General features: G+C 60.8%; 14 protein-coding genes. All 14 read right to left on the bottom strand.

Going from position 1 to position 17015, the window contains the following annotated elements; translation table 11 throughout:
* Positions 1-34: 34 nt before the first annotated feature.
* A complete protein-coding gene (locus tag ACA067_RS02160) occupies positions 35-991 on the bottom strand; it encodes a glycosyltransferase (RefSeq protein ID WP_497460418.1) in 957 nt (318 codons plus the stop codon).
* Entirely contained in the window at positions 988-2418 is a 1431-nt protein-coding gene (locus tag ACA067_RS02155) for a PIG-L deacetylase family protein (protein WP_497460417.1), read from the bottom strand. The genes ACA067_RS02160 and ACA067_RS02155 overlap by 4 nt, the downstream gene beginning before the upstream one ends.
* Before the next feature lie 8 nt (positions 2419-2426).
* Positions 2427-3323: an antimicrobial resistance protein Mig-14 gene (locus ACA067_RS02150; RefSeq protein WP_497460416.1), complete on the bottom strand. Its 897-nt coding sequence runs from the start codon at positions 3321-3323 to the stop codon at positions 2427-2429.
* Positions 3323-4453, bottom strand: coding sequence for a glycosyltransferase (locus ACA067_RS02145; protein WP_497460415.1), 1131 nt, complete (start codon positions 4451-4453; stop codon positions 3323-3325). Before ACA067_RS02145 ends, ACA067_RS02150 begins: the two co-directional genes overlap by 1 nt.
* Positions 4437-6194 (bottom strand): carbamoyltransferase family protein, encoded by a 1758-nt coding sequence (locus tag ACA067_RS02140; protein WP_150763473.1) that lies wholly within the window; start codon positions 6192-6194, stop codon positions 4437-4439. The genes ACA067_RS02145 and ACA067_RS02140 overlap by 17 nt, the downstream gene beginning before the upstream one ends.
* A gap of 176 nt (positions 6195-6370) precedes the next feature.
* Positions 6371-6703: a YceK/YidQ family lipoprotein gene (locus ACA067_RS02135; RefSeq protein WP_497462715.1), complete on the bottom strand. Its 333-nt coding sequence runs from the start codon at positions 6701-6703 to the stop codon at positions 6371-6373.
* Between the two features lie 242 nt (positions 6704-6945).
* Positions 6946-8397 carry a lipopolysaccharide kinase InaA family protein gene (locus ACA067_RS02130; RefSeq protein WP_497460414.1) on the bottom strand — a complete coding sequence of 484 codons (1452 nt, stop codon included), beginning with the start codon at positions 8395-8397 and terminating at the stop codon, positions 6946-6948.
* Entirely contained in the window at positions 8397-9149 is a 753-nt protein-coding gene (locus ACA067_RS02125; protein WP_497460413.1) for a lipopolysaccharide kinase InaA family protein, read from the bottom strand. The genes ACA067_RS02130 and ACA067_RS02125 overlap by 1 nt, the downstream gene beginning before the upstream one ends.
* The gene (locus ACA067_RS02120) at positions 9146-9880 is read right to left on the bottom strand and encodes a lipopolysaccharide kinase InaA family protein (RefSeq protein WP_497460412.1); all 735 of its coding nucleotides are present in this window, start codon (positions 9878-9880) and stop codon (positions 9146-9148) included. Before ACA067_RS02120 ends, ACA067_RS02125 begins: the two co-directional genes overlap by 4 nt.
* Positions 9880-10686, bottom strand: a complete 807-nt coding sequence (rfaP, locus tag ACA067_RS02115) for a lipopolysaccharide core heptose(I) kinase RfaP (protein WP_497460411.1) — start codon at positions 10684-10686, stop codon at positions 9880-9882. Before rfaP ends, ACA067_RS02120 begins: the two co-directional genes overlap by 1 nt.
* A complete protein-coding gene (locus ACA067_RS02110) occupies positions 10683-11807 on the bottom strand; it encodes a glycosyltransferase family 4 protein (protein WP_497460410.1) in 1125 nt (374 codons plus the stop codon). The genes rfaP and ACA067_RS02110 overlap by 4 nt, the downstream gene beginning before the upstream one ends.
* Positions 11807-12868 carry a lipopolysaccharide heptosyltransferase I gene (waaC, locus tag ACA067_RS02105; RefSeq protein WP_497460409.1) on the bottom strand — a complete coding sequence of 354 codons (1062 nt, stop codon included), beginning with the start codon at positions 12866-12868 and terminating at the stop codon, positions 11807-11809. Before waaC ends, ACA067_RS02110 begins: the two co-directional genes overlap by 1 nt.
* 1 nt (position 12869) lies before the next feature.
* Positions 12870-13904 carry a lipopolysaccharide heptosyltransferase II gene (gene waaF / locus ACA067_RS02100; RefSeq protein ID WP_497460408.1) on the bottom strand — a complete coding sequence of 345 codons (1035 nt, stop codon included), beginning with the start codon at positions 13902-13904 and terminating at the stop codon, positions 12870-12872.
* Positions 13905-13953: 49 nt separating this feature from the next.
* Positions 13954-16893, bottom strand: a complete 2940-nt coding sequence (glnE, locus tag ACA067_RS02095; RefSeq protein ID WP_497460407.1) for a bifunctional [glutamate--ammonia ligase]-adenylyl-L-tyrosine phosphorylase/[glutamate--ammonia-ligase] adenylyltransferase — start codon at positions 16891-16893, stop codon at positions 13954-13956.
* Between the last annotated feature and the right edge of the window lie 122 nt (positions 16894-17015).

Genomic DNA, 17015 nt, shown 5'->3' with positions numbered 1-17015 from the left:
AGTGCCAGCCCTATCAACGGCTGACCAACCCTTGTCAAACGCCCAGTTTCAGACGCACTTTTTCCAGCAGCCCCAGCGGTGCGCCAGGGCGCAGTGCAGGTTCGAGCGCTTCGACGATACGCTGGCCAATCCGCGCAAAACTGAACTGGCTGACCGCCAGTTCGCGACCATTGGCGGCGATGCGCTGCGCACGCTCCGGGTCCGCCCGCAATACGGCCAGCTTCTGCTGGAGCTGCGGGACATCTTGATAGAGCACCACATTATGCATGTCCTGCAGACCCAGCGCGCTGCTTTCCGCCGCGCCCTGATCGTAGGCCAGCAACACACAGCCACACGCCATGGCCTCGAAGTTCTTGATCATGAACTCGCCCATACCGACATCGGCGCTGACGAAGAAGCGAATGCGGTTGAGTGTGTCACAGTACTCTTCACCGGACTTGGTGCGAGTGACGACCATCGATTCGACTCGTCCCAACTCATCGAGCAGCGCCTTGCGGCCACTGTAGGCGACGCTGTTGGTGCTGCCGACAAACGCCAGCTCGATATCCCGTTCACGACCCTGGTCCTGCAGCAACGTCTGGTCGTATCCCTTCGGCACGAATACCGCATCGAAGCCCTCTGCGCGCAAGCGCTCGCTCACCATGAAACCCGAGCTGATCACCCGCGCCCAGGGCAACTTGCGGTAATGGGCGCTGAACTTGCCGGTGTATTTGCACGGAATGTAATTCTGGTAGGCATCGTGCTCAAGAATGACCAGGTTGGGCACAGTCTGGATGAACCTTACCTGCCTGATTTCTTTTTTGAAGCGCAGAAAAAACACGATACGGTCATAGCGGGTCACATCGACATGCTTGCGAAAATACCCACGCAAGTCGTCCTGCTCTTCACTGGTCAATTCGCGCTTGTCGCACTCGCAATGCTCGGCGATGCCGTCATACAGTCGATCGAGAATCGCCCGCTGCTCTTTCTGCACCAGAAACAGGACTTTCAATTGGACTCTCTCTTTCCAGACAACTCTTGGACCCAGAACAACTCGTGGCGTCGTACCGTTTTACGCAAGAAATCGTTTTCGCCGAACACCGGCCAGCGTCGAGCCGCCAGGCAACGCTGTATTGCTCGACGCAGCAGGCGCTTGAAGGGAGGCCGGGGCTGAAGGTCGTGCATCATGCCCAGCGACATCGCCTTGCGCCACTGGCTGTCGGTCGACAGACACAGCGTCCAGGGACGCAACGATTCATGTGCTCCGATCTGTGGCGGCAGCGCCACACCCGTGCCCGCGTCGCCCATTGGCCAGCGATCGTTGTCGTGCAGATGATTGGCGTAGTGCAACAAGGTTTCGGGCTGCCATGCCGTACCGCTCAATGCCTGCATCACCGCCTGCTGGGAACACAGGTGGTCCGGATGGGGATCGAAGCGCGGGTGCGGCAAGACAATGATCTGAGGCTCGATGCGTTCGATCAACTCACGCAAATCGGCCAGTAGATTATTCCAGGACGGCAGGCCATCAACGTCACTGCCCAAGGCAAATGGATTGAATCGGCGGAAATATCGGGTATCGCCCAACTGTGCCTCACGGGACGCTACGGTCTCGGTCGGTGCGCTCTGCATGGCAGGCAACTGCAGGCAGAAGTAGCCCAGTTGAATACAGCGTTGCTGAGGCACGCCGCCCCACAACGGCACGCTGACACTGTCCCAGGCGCGCAGCGAGCCCTTCAGCCGAGACGCTTCGACGCCATCCAGCCCCATCTGCCGGTAGTGCCCGGCCTCGATTTCACCGGCGGTGATGGTCACGATCCAGCTTTGTTCGGCGCCGCTGTACAAGCCGAATGCGGCCAGCTCGGCGTCGTCGGCGTGTGGCGCGATCACCATCACCCGCTGACGGCTGTAATCCGGATGTTCGAACGCCGAGAGCACTGGCTCGCCGAGCAATCGGCAGAAACGTCCGCGCAGACGCAACTCACCTTGCGAGAGAACAGAGGCCTGCCCCGTAAGATTGAGGTAACGCAAACCATCGACGCCACGCTCGAAGGCCTGGCGGTCCGGATCAGCACCACCCGCCAGCTCGACAACGGGATCGATAAAGCGTCCCAGCCAGGTGCTTTTTATCCGCAGCGCCAATATCAGGGTGGCGTTTTCGACCAGCATCACGCCCTCGTCCAGCCGCAACCGGTCCCCGTCCAGGTGCACCTTGGGCTGCTGGGTATAAGGTGGGAAGCTGTACTGATAATCGTCTGTGGGCGAATAAAACAGATGGTCGGCAAACCATGCCTCGTGGGCAATCCAGCCCAGAACCGCGAGCACCACCGGCAGCCACCAGACCACCAGCACGCCGCAGGCAATCAACAGCACCAGCGCAATCAACAGGCCGATGCGTTTGTTGCGCCGATGGCGCTTGAGCAGTTGCTGTTTGCGATTCATGGGCTGGCTCATACGGTGAACACCGGCACAGGATTGCACCAGCGGTCCTTGTATTCACGGTCGGCGCGACCGAAAGAAAAGCGCAGGGGTTTGTCCAGCGCCCGGGCATGCTCCCAGGCGCTTTGCGTGTTGAGAAAACTCAAGACGCTGCCAGGGCTGAATTCACGGGTTTCGGGATCGACGCCGCCATTGATGTATTCGACGCTGATCCAGTTCGGTGTCTCCACACGGTAGACCAGTTGAATCGCTATCGGCGCATCGTTGAGGAAAATCACCGAGCCGATCAACAAGTCACGCAGCAATTCGATGACCTCGGCCATGCGTTCGGCGCCCGTCGCCGGGAACCCCCAACGGCGCTGGAACAGGTCGCAATAGATGGCCGCCAGCTCGCTGCTGGAAAACTCGCAAACCGGCCGTACCACTCCGCCCGCCTCTTCCAGCAGACGCAATTCGCGGCGCTGGTTGTAGCGGAACTTCTTCGACAGTTCTTCGGGAGTGCGGGCCATGGCCAGTTGTTCGGCCTGCAACCTGATGCCGGTAAAGCGGCCTTCATTCAACGCCGACAGATAGCGCCCGCGATGGCGCAGCGGGGCCTGGGCATCGGCAGCGGCCGGCAGAATGAATTCGGCATTGCCGAGGTCGAACAAGCCCTTTTTACCTTGGCGCTTGAGCACATCCTTGGATAAGGCCAGGTCGCGACCCCAGGTCGGGATCGCGGCTTTGACTTCGCCATGCTGCTCCCAGGCCAGGTAACGCACCGGGATGTCCGCCAACTGCGCCAGCCGTTCGACCACCATGGGATGAGTGGCGACGCTGCCGCCATAACGTTGCCAGGCCTCGGCGTAGGTCGAGGCGTCGACTGCCGTCCAGCCACGTTCGCGCCAGCCTTGAAATCGGTTGAGCATCAGCCCCTCGGTGCCAGTTCGGTGACCGGCGGCAAACGCCAGAAGGCGTCACGCACCGCGCGGTCGGAGAAGCGTTCTTGCAAGCGGTCGAGCATCAGCTCGGCACACTGATGACGTTGCTGTTCGTCCATGGCGGCCAGATGTTGCAGCCCTTGAGCCAAACGCCCGGCATCGCCCAGCGGGAACAGAATGCCTACGCCTTCGACCACTTCCTTCGCGCCGCCACACGCTGTGGCGAGCAACGGCACACCGGCGGCCATGGCCTCCAGCAACACCATGCCGAACGGTTCGTGATCGGAGCTCAGGGCAAATACATCGAAGGCACGGAAATAACGCCGAGCCTCGGGCACCTGGCCGAGGAACAGCACGCGGTCGCCGATGCCCAGCTCACGCGCCAGGGCCTTGAGGTCCTGCTCCAGTCGACCGGCGCCGAGAATCACCAGCTGGCTGTTGACCGGCAAACCCGGCAACGCGGTGGCAAAACCTTGCAACAGCGTGTCCTGATCCTTGTCCGGGTGCAGTCGCCCGACGTTGCCGACGATCCAGGCATCCATCGACAGACCGAGGACTTCCCGAGCTTCGCGAACCGACACCTGGCTCTCTTGCAAGGCCGGTACATCGATTCGGTTGTAGAGCGTTTGAATGCGCGCAGCCGGCCATTTCGGCAGGCAACTGCGCATGTCGTCACGCACCGCATCGGAAACTCCGAGCAGGCTCAGTCGCTTGCGGAAAATATTCGCGAAGAGTTTACGGGTGCCACGCTTGTAATCGTCAAAGGCGTGATGCACGCCAATCACCGGCAGCGAAGTACCCAGCAAGGCGATATAAATTGGCTTGAAACGGTGAGCAATACAGAAACTGAAATTGCGCGAGGCGGCGATCTTGCGCAAATCGCCGATGGCGCCCAGCTTCAGGCCACGAATGGCCTTGGAGCTGTATTCCATGAACAACACTTCATCAGAAGCGCAGCCCGCGGCGACTTCGGCATCGGCAACCCCGGTCAGAAACACCGTGGTCACTCGATAACCGGTCCCCGCGAACAGGCTGGCGTACTGCCGGGCGCAGTCCAGGAACGGCCCGTCATAGCCGTGACAGAACTGCAGCACATGGCGTTCAGCCGAGCGTGTCATATGCGTTCGCGCCCTCTTTGACCACCAGGATGTCTTCCATGATCAAGTACTGTAGATCGGAACCGTAGAACATGTTCAGGGCATCGGTCGGCGAGCAGATCATCGGTTCACCACGACGGTTGAGCGAGGTGTTCAGCGAGACGCCGTTACCGGTCAGCACTTCCAGCGCCTTCATCATGTCGTAGTAGCGCGGGTTGTATTCGCGCTTGAGCACCTGGGCCCGGGAGGTGCCGTCTTCGTGGACGACTTCGGGCACGCGGGTCTTCCACTCTTCCGCCACTTCAAAGGTGAAGGTCATGAAGGGCGCCGGGTGATCGATCTTGATCATCTGTGGCGCGACGGTGTCGAGCATCGACGGGCAGAAAGGCCTCCAGCGCTCGCGGAACTTGATCTGGTGGTTGATCCGGTCAGCCACGCCGACAGCGCTCGGGCAGCCGATGATCGAGCGACCGCCCAGGGCACGCGGACCGAACTCCATGCGACCCTGGAACCACGCTACCGGGTTGCCATCGACCATGATTTTGGCGATGTTTTCCGGCATGTTTTCGAGCTTGCGCCATTCAGGCTTGCTCGGGTGACGGGCGCAGGCGGCGATCACGTCTTCGTTGCTGTAGGACGGACCGAGGTAGACGTGTTCCATCTTCTCGACCGGTACCCCACGGGCGTGGGACACGTAAGCCGCCGCGCCAACCGCGGTGCCGGCATCGCCGGACGCAGGCTGGACGAACAGTTCCTTGACGTCATCGCGAGCGATGATTTTCTGGTTGAGCTTGACGTTCAACGCACAGCCGCCGGCGTAGGCCAGCTTGCCGGTTTCCTTGAGCACATCGCCCAGGTAATGGTCGATCATCTGCAACGCCAGCTTCTCGAACAGCGCCTGCATGCTCGCAGCGTAGTGGATGTACGGCTCGTCGGCGATGTCGCCTTCGCGCTTGGGACCCAGCCACTCGATCAGCTTCGGCGAGAAATAGAAGCCCTTGCCCTTCTCTTTATAACGACGCAGGCCGATGACGTTGGCGTACTCGGTGTTGATCACCAGCTCGCCGTTCTCGAACGAGGCCAGCCGCGAGAAATCGTATTTGCTGGCATCGCCGTACGGCGCCATGCCCATGACCTTGAACTCGCCGTCGAGCATCTCGAAACCGAGGAACTCGGTGATCGCGCCATACAGGCCGCCGAGGGAGTCCGGATCGAAGAATTCCTTGATCTTGTGGATCTTGCCGTTTTCGCCGTAACCGAAGAAGGTCGTGGCGTACTCACCCTTGCCGTCGATCCCGAGGATCGCGGTTTTCTCTTTGAAACCGGAGCAGTGGTAAGCGCTGGAGGCGTGGGCCAGGTGGTGTTCGACCGGCTCGATCTTGATCTTCTTCGGATCGAAGCCCAGCTGCTCAAGGCACCAGACAATCTTGTTGCGATAGCGCTTGTAGCGACGGTTGCCCATCAGGATGGCGTCAAGAGCGCGGTCCGGGGCGTACCAGTAACGCTTGGCGTACTGCCAGCGGGCCTTGCCGAACAGGCTGATCGGTGCGAACGGAATCGCTACCACGTCAACATCGGACGGCTTGATGCCGGCCTGCTCGAGACAGAATTTCGCCGATTCGTAGGGCATGCGGTTCTTTGCATGTTTATCGCGTACAAAGCGCTCTTCTTCAGCCGCCGCGACCAGCTTGCCGTCGATGTACAAGGCTGCGGAAGGATCATGGCTAAGGGCGCCGGACAGGCCAAGAATCGTCAATGCCACAGGGGTCTAGCCTCTTTAGTCTGCATGCAGGCGCAAGGCGCCTCGAAAATTGATGTGCCCCTCGCAAGGGGCGAGAGACAGCTAAAGGGCGGGATTATAGCGTAAACATGGCGGGAATGACCCTGCGGTTGTTTACACAGGTCAGTCGCGGCAGAACGCATCGCATTGCGCTGCCTTCATTTGATCCAGAGGCTCCCGTCCTCACTCTGGCGATAAATCGTGTAAGGCAGGATGACCGTGTCCACGACCCCGGAGGCGACGAGGTCGAAAAAGATCAGTGGAATAAAGCCCACTTGTGCTGCACCTGCCGTATGACTGGGCGGCGAGTTGAGTATGCAGAAGTCGTAGGCCAGACCGCTGTAGGCACGAGGGATGGATTGACAGTAGGTCTGCCTCTGCCGCAGATCCTTTGCCGTTTCGGCGTCATCCTGCAGTACCGTAACGGCGGTCCCGCAGCCGGATAAAATCAGTGAGAAAGCACCGATTACAACAACCTTTTTTATAGTCACGACCTGCCCTCCAAGAACATCAGGCAAGCTAGCATCGTGGCTATTCAGGGCATAGTTCACGGGGTCTGGAGATCATGTAGGACGTTTCATAAGAGCTTGTCCTCTGGTGACACTCGCGGCATTTTCGCTGGATGTGCCGGCCTCTTCGCGAGCAAGCTCGCTCCCACACTGGAACTGTGTCGCGTACATATTCGAGTACGACCGAGATCCACTGTGGGAGCGAGCCTGCTCGCGAAGGCGATTCAGGCAGCGCTGGAGATGTCCCTGGGAAGACGCTGATCGATGACTTGATAAAGCGCACTACTCTCCGGCCAGTTACGCATGAACCGCGCCCGATCCCGCGCATACGCCGGGGCAAAACTGCTGAGCGAGCCATGCTGACACATCGCATCCAGGTCAATCAGCGCCCAGCGATCCTGCTGCCAGAATAGGTTGTGCCCCTTGAAGTCCCCATGGCTGATCCGTTCACGAATCAACTCTGCAAACAAATGATCCAGCGCCGCCAGTTCAGCCTCCGGCGCATCGCCGCTCTCAACGTACGGCGCAAAGCGCTCAATGATGTCCGGTCCCGACAAGTGCTCGGTGATCAGATAAGCGCGACTGCGTAACCAGAGAAAGCGCTTTTCCAGTAATGCCAGAGGTTTGGGCGTGGCAATGCCAAGAAACGCCAGCCGATTGCCTTCGCGCCAGGAATGCCAGGCACGGCTCGGACGCCAGAAGCGTTTGAGCCAGTGGGCAAACCCTTTGATGTTGTAGCGCTTGATCACCAGCGTACGACCGCCCACCTCGACCTTGCCGACGCTCGCAGCACCGCCGGTCTTGTACAGATGGCCCTGATCGAGCAAGGCGTCGGCCTGCTCCAGCACCGGCAGCATCGCCGCTTCTTCCTCGCGGCGAATCGCCCGCAAACCGAACGCCCCGCGCTGGACACTGAACAGCGTGCATTCGCGGCCGACCTTGGTCAGAAAATCTTTGAGGCGCCAGCGTCGAACCTTGTCGATCTGCTGCTGCAAGGCCTCCATGGGCAACGCATGCTCGCCGTTGCTCAGCAGGTAATACACCAGCAATTCTTCGGTGAAGGGCTCCAGCGACTTGGGCAACTGGGCAAAAAACACACCGAGGTTTTCCAACACTTTCTGGCGCGACAGCGGTTTGCCGGCCGTCTCGACACGGATGCCCGCGCCATCGATCAAATACAGCCGGCCGCTCTGGCGCAGCAGATTGTCCAGATGCAGGTCTTCCTGCCACAGGCCTTTGCGGTGCAGCTGACCAATCGCGCCCAGCGCATCGGCCAGGACCGCCGATTGCTCATCCGCCAATACGGGCAACTGCTCGACCTGCTTCCAGGCCTGCCCCAGGCTCTGGGCGCCTTCAAGAAAATCAAACAGCAGCCAACCGCCCTCGCCCTCTTTCAGGCCGTCGGCCAACAGCTGCGGCGTGGTCAGGCCCTGGGCGGCGAGCAAACGCACGCCATCCAGTTCACGCTGAAAATGCCGCGCCGCCTTGCTGCCGACCAATAATTTGGCCAATACCGGCCGACCGCGCCAGACTCCGGCGCCGACATAACGCTGCCCGGGCAAGACCCGCAACAGGCTCAGCAACTGCAACTCGGCAGGGCCGGCGGCATCGGCCAGTGAAATATTCAACGGCAGGCCAGGGCTGCGGCCAGCATTTTTCAGCTCGGACAAACGCATCAGCGGGTCTCCTTGTGACTGCGTCGTGCGTGCAGGCGGGTAAGCCAGCTATCGATCAGCGAGCTGTCCCGGGATTGATCCAGATAGGCAGCCAGCAACTCGCGTAATTGCGCTTCGTTCCACTCTGGCGCCCGGCGCAGCAACGGCTCCAGGTCTTTGGCCCGGTCACGCGAACCGAACAGCAGCGGTCGGGTCTTTTCCAGGTCGATCAGCTGGGCCTGATAACCGTCGCCGGTGGCCTGGAGAAAAATATGCTTGGGGTAGAAACAGCCGTGAACCTGACGCGCGCCGTGAAGGCGCCGGGCCAATTGCCCACAGGCCAGCAGAATCATCGAGTGCTGCGTCGCGCTCAAATCCGACCAGCGCTGCAACAACGAATCCAGGTCATCCCATCCATCGAGGGCACGGGTCAACAGAATCGCCCGAACCTCGCCGTCGACTTTGCGCTCACCGAAGAACGCCGCCTTCAATGCGGGAATCCCGAAGCGCTCATAGCGACTGATGTTGCGAAATTCACGGGCAAAACTCGGCTCGCCAAAAGGTGCATGCAAGGTACGCATCTGATAGTTGCTCTGGCGCTTGAGGTAGTAGCCATGCCCTTCCAGGTCCAGCCGAAACACACTGCTCCAGCCACCGCGCGCGGTGTTGGGCTCATCCACAGCGTCGAGTTGCCTGGCCCAGAGTGCGTCGAAGGTGCCGAGGCCGTGACGCTCGAGCAGCGCACGGTCTTCAGCGGCGAGAAAATCAGTCATTCGCGCCCCTCGAAAAATCTCAGCACGTGCCGGATTCGTTTCTTGTCGGCCGCATCGAGCCGGGGCCGTTGGCGGTATTGCAGGTAAAAGCGCAGGCGCTGGGTGGCCGACAGTTGATACTTGGCCACCTTGTCCAGGCAGGCCAGATCCTTGGTAATGCGGTACTTGAGCCAGAAGCCGCGCCAGAAATCGCCATTGGGGCAGTCGATCAGAAACAGCCGGGCCTGATCGTCAATCAACAGGTTGCGCCACTTCAAATCGTTATGGGTGAAACGATGATCGTGCATGGTCCGGGTGTAGGAGGCCAACTGTCGACTGACGGTGTCGACCCAGGCGCGGTCCGCCAGCTTCGGATCATGCCGTTCCGCCAGGGCGGACAAATCTTCGGTATTGGGCAGTTCACGGGTGATCATCGCTCCGCGATCATAGGCCGCTCCACGCCGCTCCAGGCCCCAGGCCACCACCTCGGCCGTGGGAATGCCCCATTTGGCGAAGCGCTTGAGGTTCTGCCACTCGGCTTTGACCCGGGGTTTGCCCAGGTAACGACGCAGACCTTTACCCGCACCGACATAGCGCTTGACGTAATAGTTGACGCCATTGCGTTTGACGCGAATGACCTCGGACAACGGGTCGCGGGTCAAACGCTCACCCTCAAGCGCAAACACCGCCTCGAGGCTGCCGAAATCTTCTGCCAGATCGCTGTAAGCAGGCTCCAGTTTCCAACCCGGCATCAGAGCGCGTCCCCGTATCGCTGTTTACGCTCATAGAGCTTGTTGGCCTTGCCTTCGAGCCAGCTGAGCAACCCAGCCTCTTCGCCGAGGATCTGGCGCAGGGGTTTCTGGAAATAACCCTTGAGGAAACGCAGTTTGTCGCGACGGGTCAGGCCGATGTCCAGCGCCGAAAAATACAGCGCCGCCAGGTCCTTGTTGCGCCAGCGCTGGGTAATCGTCGGGCGGGTATGGGCACGGTGCAGGTCGATCAACGAGAGTTTCAAGTCTTCAGCCGTCACCGGTCTGTCGGTGTGCAGCAGGAAGTGGCAGATGTAACAGTCGCGGTGATTGACGCCGGCGCGATGCATCATGCCGGTCATGCGCGCGACTTCGGCAATGAGCGCACGCTTGAGTTTCGGCAAGGGTGGCTGCTTGACCCAATTGATACTGAAATCTTCGAGGCTGACGGTGGGTGCCAGTTCTTCGGTGACGATGAACGAGTGCTGATCCGCCGGGTTGCTGCCTTTCTCCCCGTAAGCGACGGCGGTCATTGTCGGCACACCGACTTCTTGCAGGCGCGCAATGGCCTTCCACTCCTGGCCGGCACCGAGCACCGGCAGCTTGGCGGTGAGCAGGTTCTTGAAGATCTCGCCCCAGCCGATGCCGCGGTGGATCTTCACGAAAAACCCTTTGCCAGCAACGACGGTACGCAGGGTCCGGCGCGCTTCAAGCTCGCGATACACTTCGCCCTCAAGCTTCTCGACTTCGGCGAATGGGTCGCGTCCGGCCCAGAGGCTCTTGAACGGTTCAGCCAGCATCAACTTCATTGCGCGTGCTCCGCCAGAATCACATCGGCCGCGTGCTGCGGCATGCTATAGAGGTCGGCCGTCTCGGCGAAGGCCAGACCGTTGCGACTCCAGGCCGCCCGCGCTTGATCGTCGTTCAACATACCGGTCAGGTATTGCGTCAACTGCGCCTGATCGAAAGGTTCGTCCAGCACCAGACCGGCGTCAGCTTCGGCGATGTAATGGGCATAACCACACACCGCACTCACCAGCACTGGCAATCCGGCCACCAGGGCTTCGAGCAACACGGTCCCGGTGTTTTCGTTATAGGCCGGGTGGATCAGCAGGTCGGCACCGAGCAGGAAACGCGGAATATCACTGCGGCCCTTGAGGAACGTCACGTTGTCGCCGAGCCCCAATGTGGCGCTCTGCATCTGGAATAATTTGGGGTCGTCCTGGCCAATTACAAATAGCCGGGTGCGTTTCTTCAGATTGGCGGGCAAGGCGGCCAACGCCTTGAGACTACGATCCACACCCTTGGTCTTGAACCCGGAACCGATCTGCACCAGCAAAAGTTCATCGTCCTTGAGGTTGAATTCGCGACGGAAATCGGCCCGAATCTCGGTGGCATTGGCTGGCGCGCGACGATCCTGAGAGATACCTGGCGGCAGCAGATGGAAACGTTCCAGCGGCGTGTCGTAATGCTTGATGAACAGCGGCTGCTGGACTTCGGAAATCATCAGTACTTCGGTCTTGGCTTCCTTGGCGAAGACAGCGCGCTCGTACTCGGCGAAGTGCCGGTAGCGACCCCAACGACGGTACAGCGAGTTGCGCAGATTCTGCGCCTTGTCCTCGAAGCAACCGTCAGCGGCGTAGTAAACGTCCAGGCCCGGCATCTTGTTGAAACCGATCAAACGGTCTACCGGGCGCTTGGCCAGATCCGCTTCCATCCACTCACTGAGCTTTTCATTGCGCCGATGGTTGAACAACGCCTTGACCGGCGCCACCAGCACTTCGAAGCCCGGTGGAATGTCGCCTTCCCAGATCAGCGTATAGACGCGAATCTGATGGCCTCGCTGCTGGCATTCCAGGGCGATGCGCATGAAATCACGCTGCAAGCCACCAAAGGGAAAGTACTTGTACAAGACAAATGCCAATTGCATCAGCGCAACTCCTCAGCCAGTAACAACGTGCTCAATCGGCTCGCGACACGCTCGGGGTTCAGACGCGTGAAGCACAGGGGCCACTCGCGTTTCAGGTCGAACCGACGGAGATCTTCGGCCGTCGGTTGATAGGTGCATTTCTTTTGCAGGCACGGCGCGCAAGGGAAATCGCTGGCCAGGTGAATCTGCGACTTGCCATAGGCGCCGGTCAGCCCCGGGTTGGTCGGACCGAACAACGAAAGCGTCGGTACATCCAGCGCTGCGGCGAGGTGCCCGAGACCGGTGTCCACCGCTACGCAGGCTTGTGCGCCGGCCAGCACCTTGCCGATACCCGCCAGGTTCAGTCTAGGCAGCACTTCGACGTGTTTCATGTCTTTGGCGATGCGCTCGGCCCGGGCCTTCTCCAGCGCATTGCCCCAAGGCAGTTTCACTGCCACGCCGAGGTAGCCGACACGCTCGGCCAGCTCCCGCCAGTAGGCTTCAGGCCAGTGTTTGGTGTCCCAGGTGGTGCCATGCAGGAACAGCACGTAAGGATTTTTGCGCGGCAATTCCACCAGTCGTTCGACATTCAGACCGTAGTCGCCCAACCCTTTGGGCAGGTCATAACCCAAAGCCAGAGCGAACAGCTGACGCACCCGCTCCACCGCGTGTTGTCCACGGGCCACGGCCAGACGCCGGGAATAAAAGCGTGCGGCGATGGGCTCGCGTGCCGAATCCTTGTCCAGCCCAGCCACCGGAGCTTTGACGTAACGGGTCAGCAACGCGCTTTTCAGCAGGCCTTGGGCATCGATCACCAAGTCATAGTGTGTGGCGCGAACGCTTTGCTTGAAGCGCTTCCACTCGCCACTCTTGATGGTCTGCCAGATATTCTTGCGCCAGCGACGAATCGCCACTGGAATCACCTTGCCCACGGCCGGGTGCCAGGTCGGAATTTCGGCAAAACCCTCTTCCACCACCCAGTCGAACTGGATGCCGGGAATCGCTCGCGCCGCGTCGGTCAGCGCTGGCAACGCGTGAATCACGTCGCCCAGCGAAGACGTCTTGATCAACAGAACCCGCAAATTATTTGACCTCGACCACAGTGCCCTGCAACCGCTGCAAGGCTTCGTTCACCGCTTGCGGCATCAGCTGGCGCAGGCAGTTGTAATGGCCGAAACGGCAGGTGCGATCGAAGCACGGACTGCATTCGATGCCCAGGCGCACGATCTCGACGTGTTCGGCCAATGGCGGCGTGAAGCCCGGTGAGGTCGAGCCGTAGACCGCCACCAGCGGGCGATTCAGCGCGGCGGCGACATGCATCAGGCCGGAGTCGTTGGAGACTACCGAGTCGGCACAGGACATCAGGTCGATGGCTTCGGCCAGGGACGTGCCGCCGCTGAGGTTCACCGACTCTTCACGCAAGCCGGGAATCAGCCGCGACCGGATGTCTTCACCGACGGCATGATCGTTTTTCGAACCGAACAGCCAGACTTGCCAACCCTCACGAATTTTCGTTTCCGCCACCTTGGCGTAGTGCTCGGAAGGCCAGCGCTTGGATTCGCCGAACTCGGCACCGGGGCACAGCGCCAACACCGGACGGTCGAGGGCCAGACCGAACTTGGCCAGTGCCGCTTCGCGGGTGACCGGATCGATTTGCAGGCTCGGCCGCGGATAGGGCTTGGGCAGATCAAGGCCGGGCTCGTAAGCCAGGGCCATGAAGCGCTCGATCATCAATGGGTAACGTTCTTTGTCCAGCGTGCGTACGTCATTGAGCAGGCCATAACGGAACTCGCCACGCCAGCCGGTGCGTTTCGGGATGCCGGCAAAAAAAGGCACCAGCGCCGACTTCAGGGAATTGGGCAACAGGATCGCCTGGTCATACTGGCCGGCCAGGGATTTGCCGATGCGCCGACGGGTCGCCAGTTCCAGGACTCCGTGGCCGAGCGGAAAGCTCAAGGCCTGGCGCACTTCGGGCATGCGCTCGAGAATCGGCCGGCTCCACTCGGGGGCCAGCACGTCGATTTCGCATTGCGGGTGGCGTTGCTTGAGACACTGAAAAAGTGTCTGCGCCATCACCATGTCACCGACCCAACTGGGCCCAACGATCAGAATTTTCATGTGGTTTCCATAAACGAACCGGGGAGGCATACGCCTCCCCGTTCGAGAATCAGCTTAACCCCAGCTCACGCCAGATCCGCAGTACCTGCCGTCGTTCGTCCGCGAACTGGTCGCCGGGTATCACGCCGGGGTCCTTCTGCAAGGCCTGCCGGTGGGCGGCGGAGCGGTAGGCTTTATAGGCCTCCCGCAACAGGCTGGCGTCTTCGGCGGGCATCAACCCTTCCTCCTCCAACCCCTCCAGAATGCGGATGTTATCGGTCCAGCGCAGCAATGACGGGTGCGTTTGCGACCACGCCAGAGCCGCGTATTGCACCATAAATTCAATATCGACGATACCTCCGGCGTCCTGCTTGAGATCGAATGGTGCCGTGGCCTCGAAGGCATTTGCCCCGGTGCCTGCCGCGGTGCTCTTGCTGCCGAGGTTATCGCGCATCTTGGCGCGCATCTCGCTGACCTCCTGCCGCAAGGTCGCCAGGTCTCGTGATTTGCCCAACACCGCGGCCCGAACTTTTTCAAACGCTCGGCCGACATCCTCACTGCCCACCAGTACCCGCGCCCGCACCAATGCCTGGTGCTCCCAGGTCCAGGCTTCGTTTTCCTGATAACGGGCAAACGCCCCCAGGGAGCTCACCAGCAACCCCGAAGCACCGGACGGGCGCAGGCGCATATCCACTTCGTATAGCTGACCGGAGTTGGTCTGGGTCGTCAGCAAGTGAATGATCCGCTGCCCGAGCCGAGTGAAGAACTGGGCGCCATCGATAGGCTTGGGCCCGTCGGTTTCCGCCTGCGGATCGCCGTCGTGGATGAACACCAGGTCCAGGTCCGAACCATGCCCCAATTCCAGCCCACCGACTTTCCCGTAACCGACAATGATGAAGCCGGGATCGCACACCGTGCCGTCGGTGCGCAGTGGCGTGCCGTACTTGGTTACAGTCTGGCGCCAGGCCAGGGCCAATACCTGTTCGAGAATCGCTTCGGCGAGCCAGGTCAGGTAATCGCTGACTTTCATCAACGGCAGGCTGCCGGCGATTTCCGAAGCCGCCACCCGCAAGCGGTGCGCCAGCTTGAAATGCCGCAAGGCCTCCATCTGCTGTTCGAGGTCGTCCTCGGGAATCCGTGTCAGGCGCTCACGCAACTCGGCGGCCAGTTCCGGCGCCAAGGGCGGCTTGAACAGCCGGCCTTCGTTGAGTAACTCATCGAGCAGCAGCGGGAAGCGCGTGATTTGTTCGGCGATCCACGGGCTCGCGGCGCACAGGGTCAGCAAGCGTCGCAGCGCGCCGGGGTTCTCGGTCAGCAACACCAGGTACGCAGAACGGCGCGCCACGGCTTCAACCAGCGGCAGCACCCGCTCCAATACCAGATCGGGATTAGCGTGTTCCACGGCTTGGGCCAGCAAGCGCGGGATGAAGGCATCAAGGCGCTCACGCCCCAGACGCTGCATGGCGCGCAGCTGCGGGCTACCGCGCAGGCCGGCCAAGGCTTTCAGGGCCTTGGCCGCATCGGTGAAACCGCCCTCTTCCAACTGGCGACAGGCCGCTTCTTCGTTCTGGGCTTCCTCCCACAACGGCAGCCATTCACCGCCTACCACCACTTCGCTCTCGGTGCCCTCCTCTTCATCGGGGTCGGCGATCACCTGACCGAAGTGCCATGCCACCCGGCCGCGCCAATACATGAGCTGCTCATGGAAAGCCGCCCAATCGGCGAAGCCCAGCATAAAGGCAATGCGCGCTTGGTCTTGCGCGCCGTCCGGCAGCATCTGGGTCTGGCGGTCGGCAATCGCCTGGATGGCGTGTTCGGTGTAGCGCAGGAATTCGTAGCCTTCGCGCAGTTCGCTGATCACCGCCGGCGGCAGGTAACCCTGACCTTCCAGCGTGCTCAGTACTTTCAATAGCGGACGTTGCTGCAGGCTCAGGTCGCGACCACCGTGAATCAACTGAAAGGCCTGGGCGATAAACTCGACTTCACGGATCCCGCCAGAGCCGAGCTTGATATTGTCGGCCATGCCCTTGCGCCGGACTTCCTGCTGGATCAGCTGCTTCATGGTCCGCAGCGCTTCAATGGCCGAAAAGTCCAGATAACGCCGGTAAACGAACGGCCGCAACAGGTCGAGCAACTGCGCGCCGGCCACTTGATCGCCAGCCACCACCCGCGCCTTGATCATGGCATAGCGCTCCCAATCGCGGCCTTGGTCCTGGTAATACTGTTCCAGTGCGTTGAAGCTCAGCACCAATGCACCCGCCGAGCCGTATGGCCGCAGGCGCATGTCGACACGGAACACGAAGCCATCGACCGTCATCGGGTCCAGTGCCTTGATCAGACGCTGGCCGAGACGAATGAAAAATTCCTGGTTGTCCAGCGAACGCTTCACGCCGACGGTTTCGCCACCCTCGGGGTAGGCAAAGATCAGGTCGATGTCCGACGACAGATTGAGTTCCACCGCGCCGAGTTTGCCCATGCCGAGGATGACCATCTGTTGTGGTTCGCCACTGCGCCGGCCGGTCGGCACGCCGAATTGCTGGCAATGCCGCGAGTACAACCACTGATAGGCCTGATCGATGCTGGCATCGGCCATGTCCGAGAGGTCGCGGCAGGTCTGGACCAGATCGGCCTGACGGGTCAGGTCGCGCCAGATGATTCGCACCTGGTGGCGATTACGCTGGCGGCGCAGGGCGCGACCGAGCTCATCGTCGGTTTCCACCGCGCTCACGGCTGCCGCAATCTGCCCGCACAATTCACCGGGCGCAAAATGGCGGTCCAGTTCGCCGGACTGCACCAGCTCCAGCAACATGGAAGGGTCGCGCGCACTCTGTTCGATCACGAAGTCGCTGGCAGCGGTGACCCGGGCGAATTGTGCCCAGCGTTCAGGCGTCCAGCCGGACAGCCCCCGGTCGTCATCCAGCCCGGCGGCGGCTGTACGGAACGACTGCTCGGCGCGGGTGACCAACGGCAGCAGGACGGCGGGCAGTTCGGCAAGCGAAGGGAGGCTCATGGTCTATCCTTGATCGGCGTGTAGAGGGCTGCATGTAGTGATTCGCGAAAATACACTACCTGATCGACTGTCGAACAAAGGTTAGAAATAGCTGAAATTTCTTTCTTTTTGGCAGACAGCAT

It is taken from the genome of Pseudomonas sp. LBUM1674, assembly GCF_059695635.1.
This window is presented reverse-complemented; position numbering and strand designations above follow the sequence as displayed.

Bases quoted from the DNA above. Each gene is read 5' to 3' on its own strand.
- ACA067_RS02110 (WP_497460410.1), bottom strand. From the start codon at position 11,807: ATGCAATTGGCATTTGTCTTGTACAAGTACTTTCCCTTTGGTGGCTTG.
- glnE (WP_497460407.1), bottom strand. From the start codon at position 16,893: ATGAGCCTCCCTTCGCTTGCCGAACTGCCCGCCGTCCTGCTGCCGTTG.
- ACA067_RS02130 (WP_497460414.1), bottom strand. From the start codon at position 8,397: ATGCGTTTGTCCGAGCTGAAAAATGCTGGCCGCAGCCCTGGCCTGCCG.
- ACA067_RS02155 (WP_497460417.1), bottom strand. From the start codon at position 2,418: ATGAATCGCAAACAGCAACTGCTCAAGCGCCATCGGCGCAACAAACGC.
- waaF (WP_497460408.1), bottom strand. From the start codon at position 13,904: ATGAAAATTCTGATCGTTGGGCCCAGTTGGGTCGGTGACATGGTGATG.
- ACA067_RS02125 (WP_497460413.1), bottom strand. From the start codon at position 9,149: ATGACTGATTTTCTCGCCGCTGAAGACCGTGCGCTGCTCGAGCGTCAC.
- ACA067_RS02120 (WP_497460412.1), bottom strand. From the start codon at position 9,880: ATGCCGGGTTGGAAACTGGAGCCTGCTTACAGCGATCTGGCAGAAGAT.
- ACA067_RS02145 (WP_497460415.1), bottom strand. From the start codon at position 4,453: ATGACACGCTCGGCTGAACGCCATGTGCTGCAGTTCTGTCACGGCTAT.
- ACA067_RS02150 (WP_497460416.1), bottom strand. From the start codon at position 3,323: ATGCTCAACCGATTTCAAGGCTGGCGCGAACGTGGCTGGACGGCAGTC.
- rfaP (WP_497460411.1), bottom strand. From the start codon at position 10,686: ATGAAGTTGATGCTGGCTGAACCGTTCAAGAGCCTCTGGGCCGGACGC.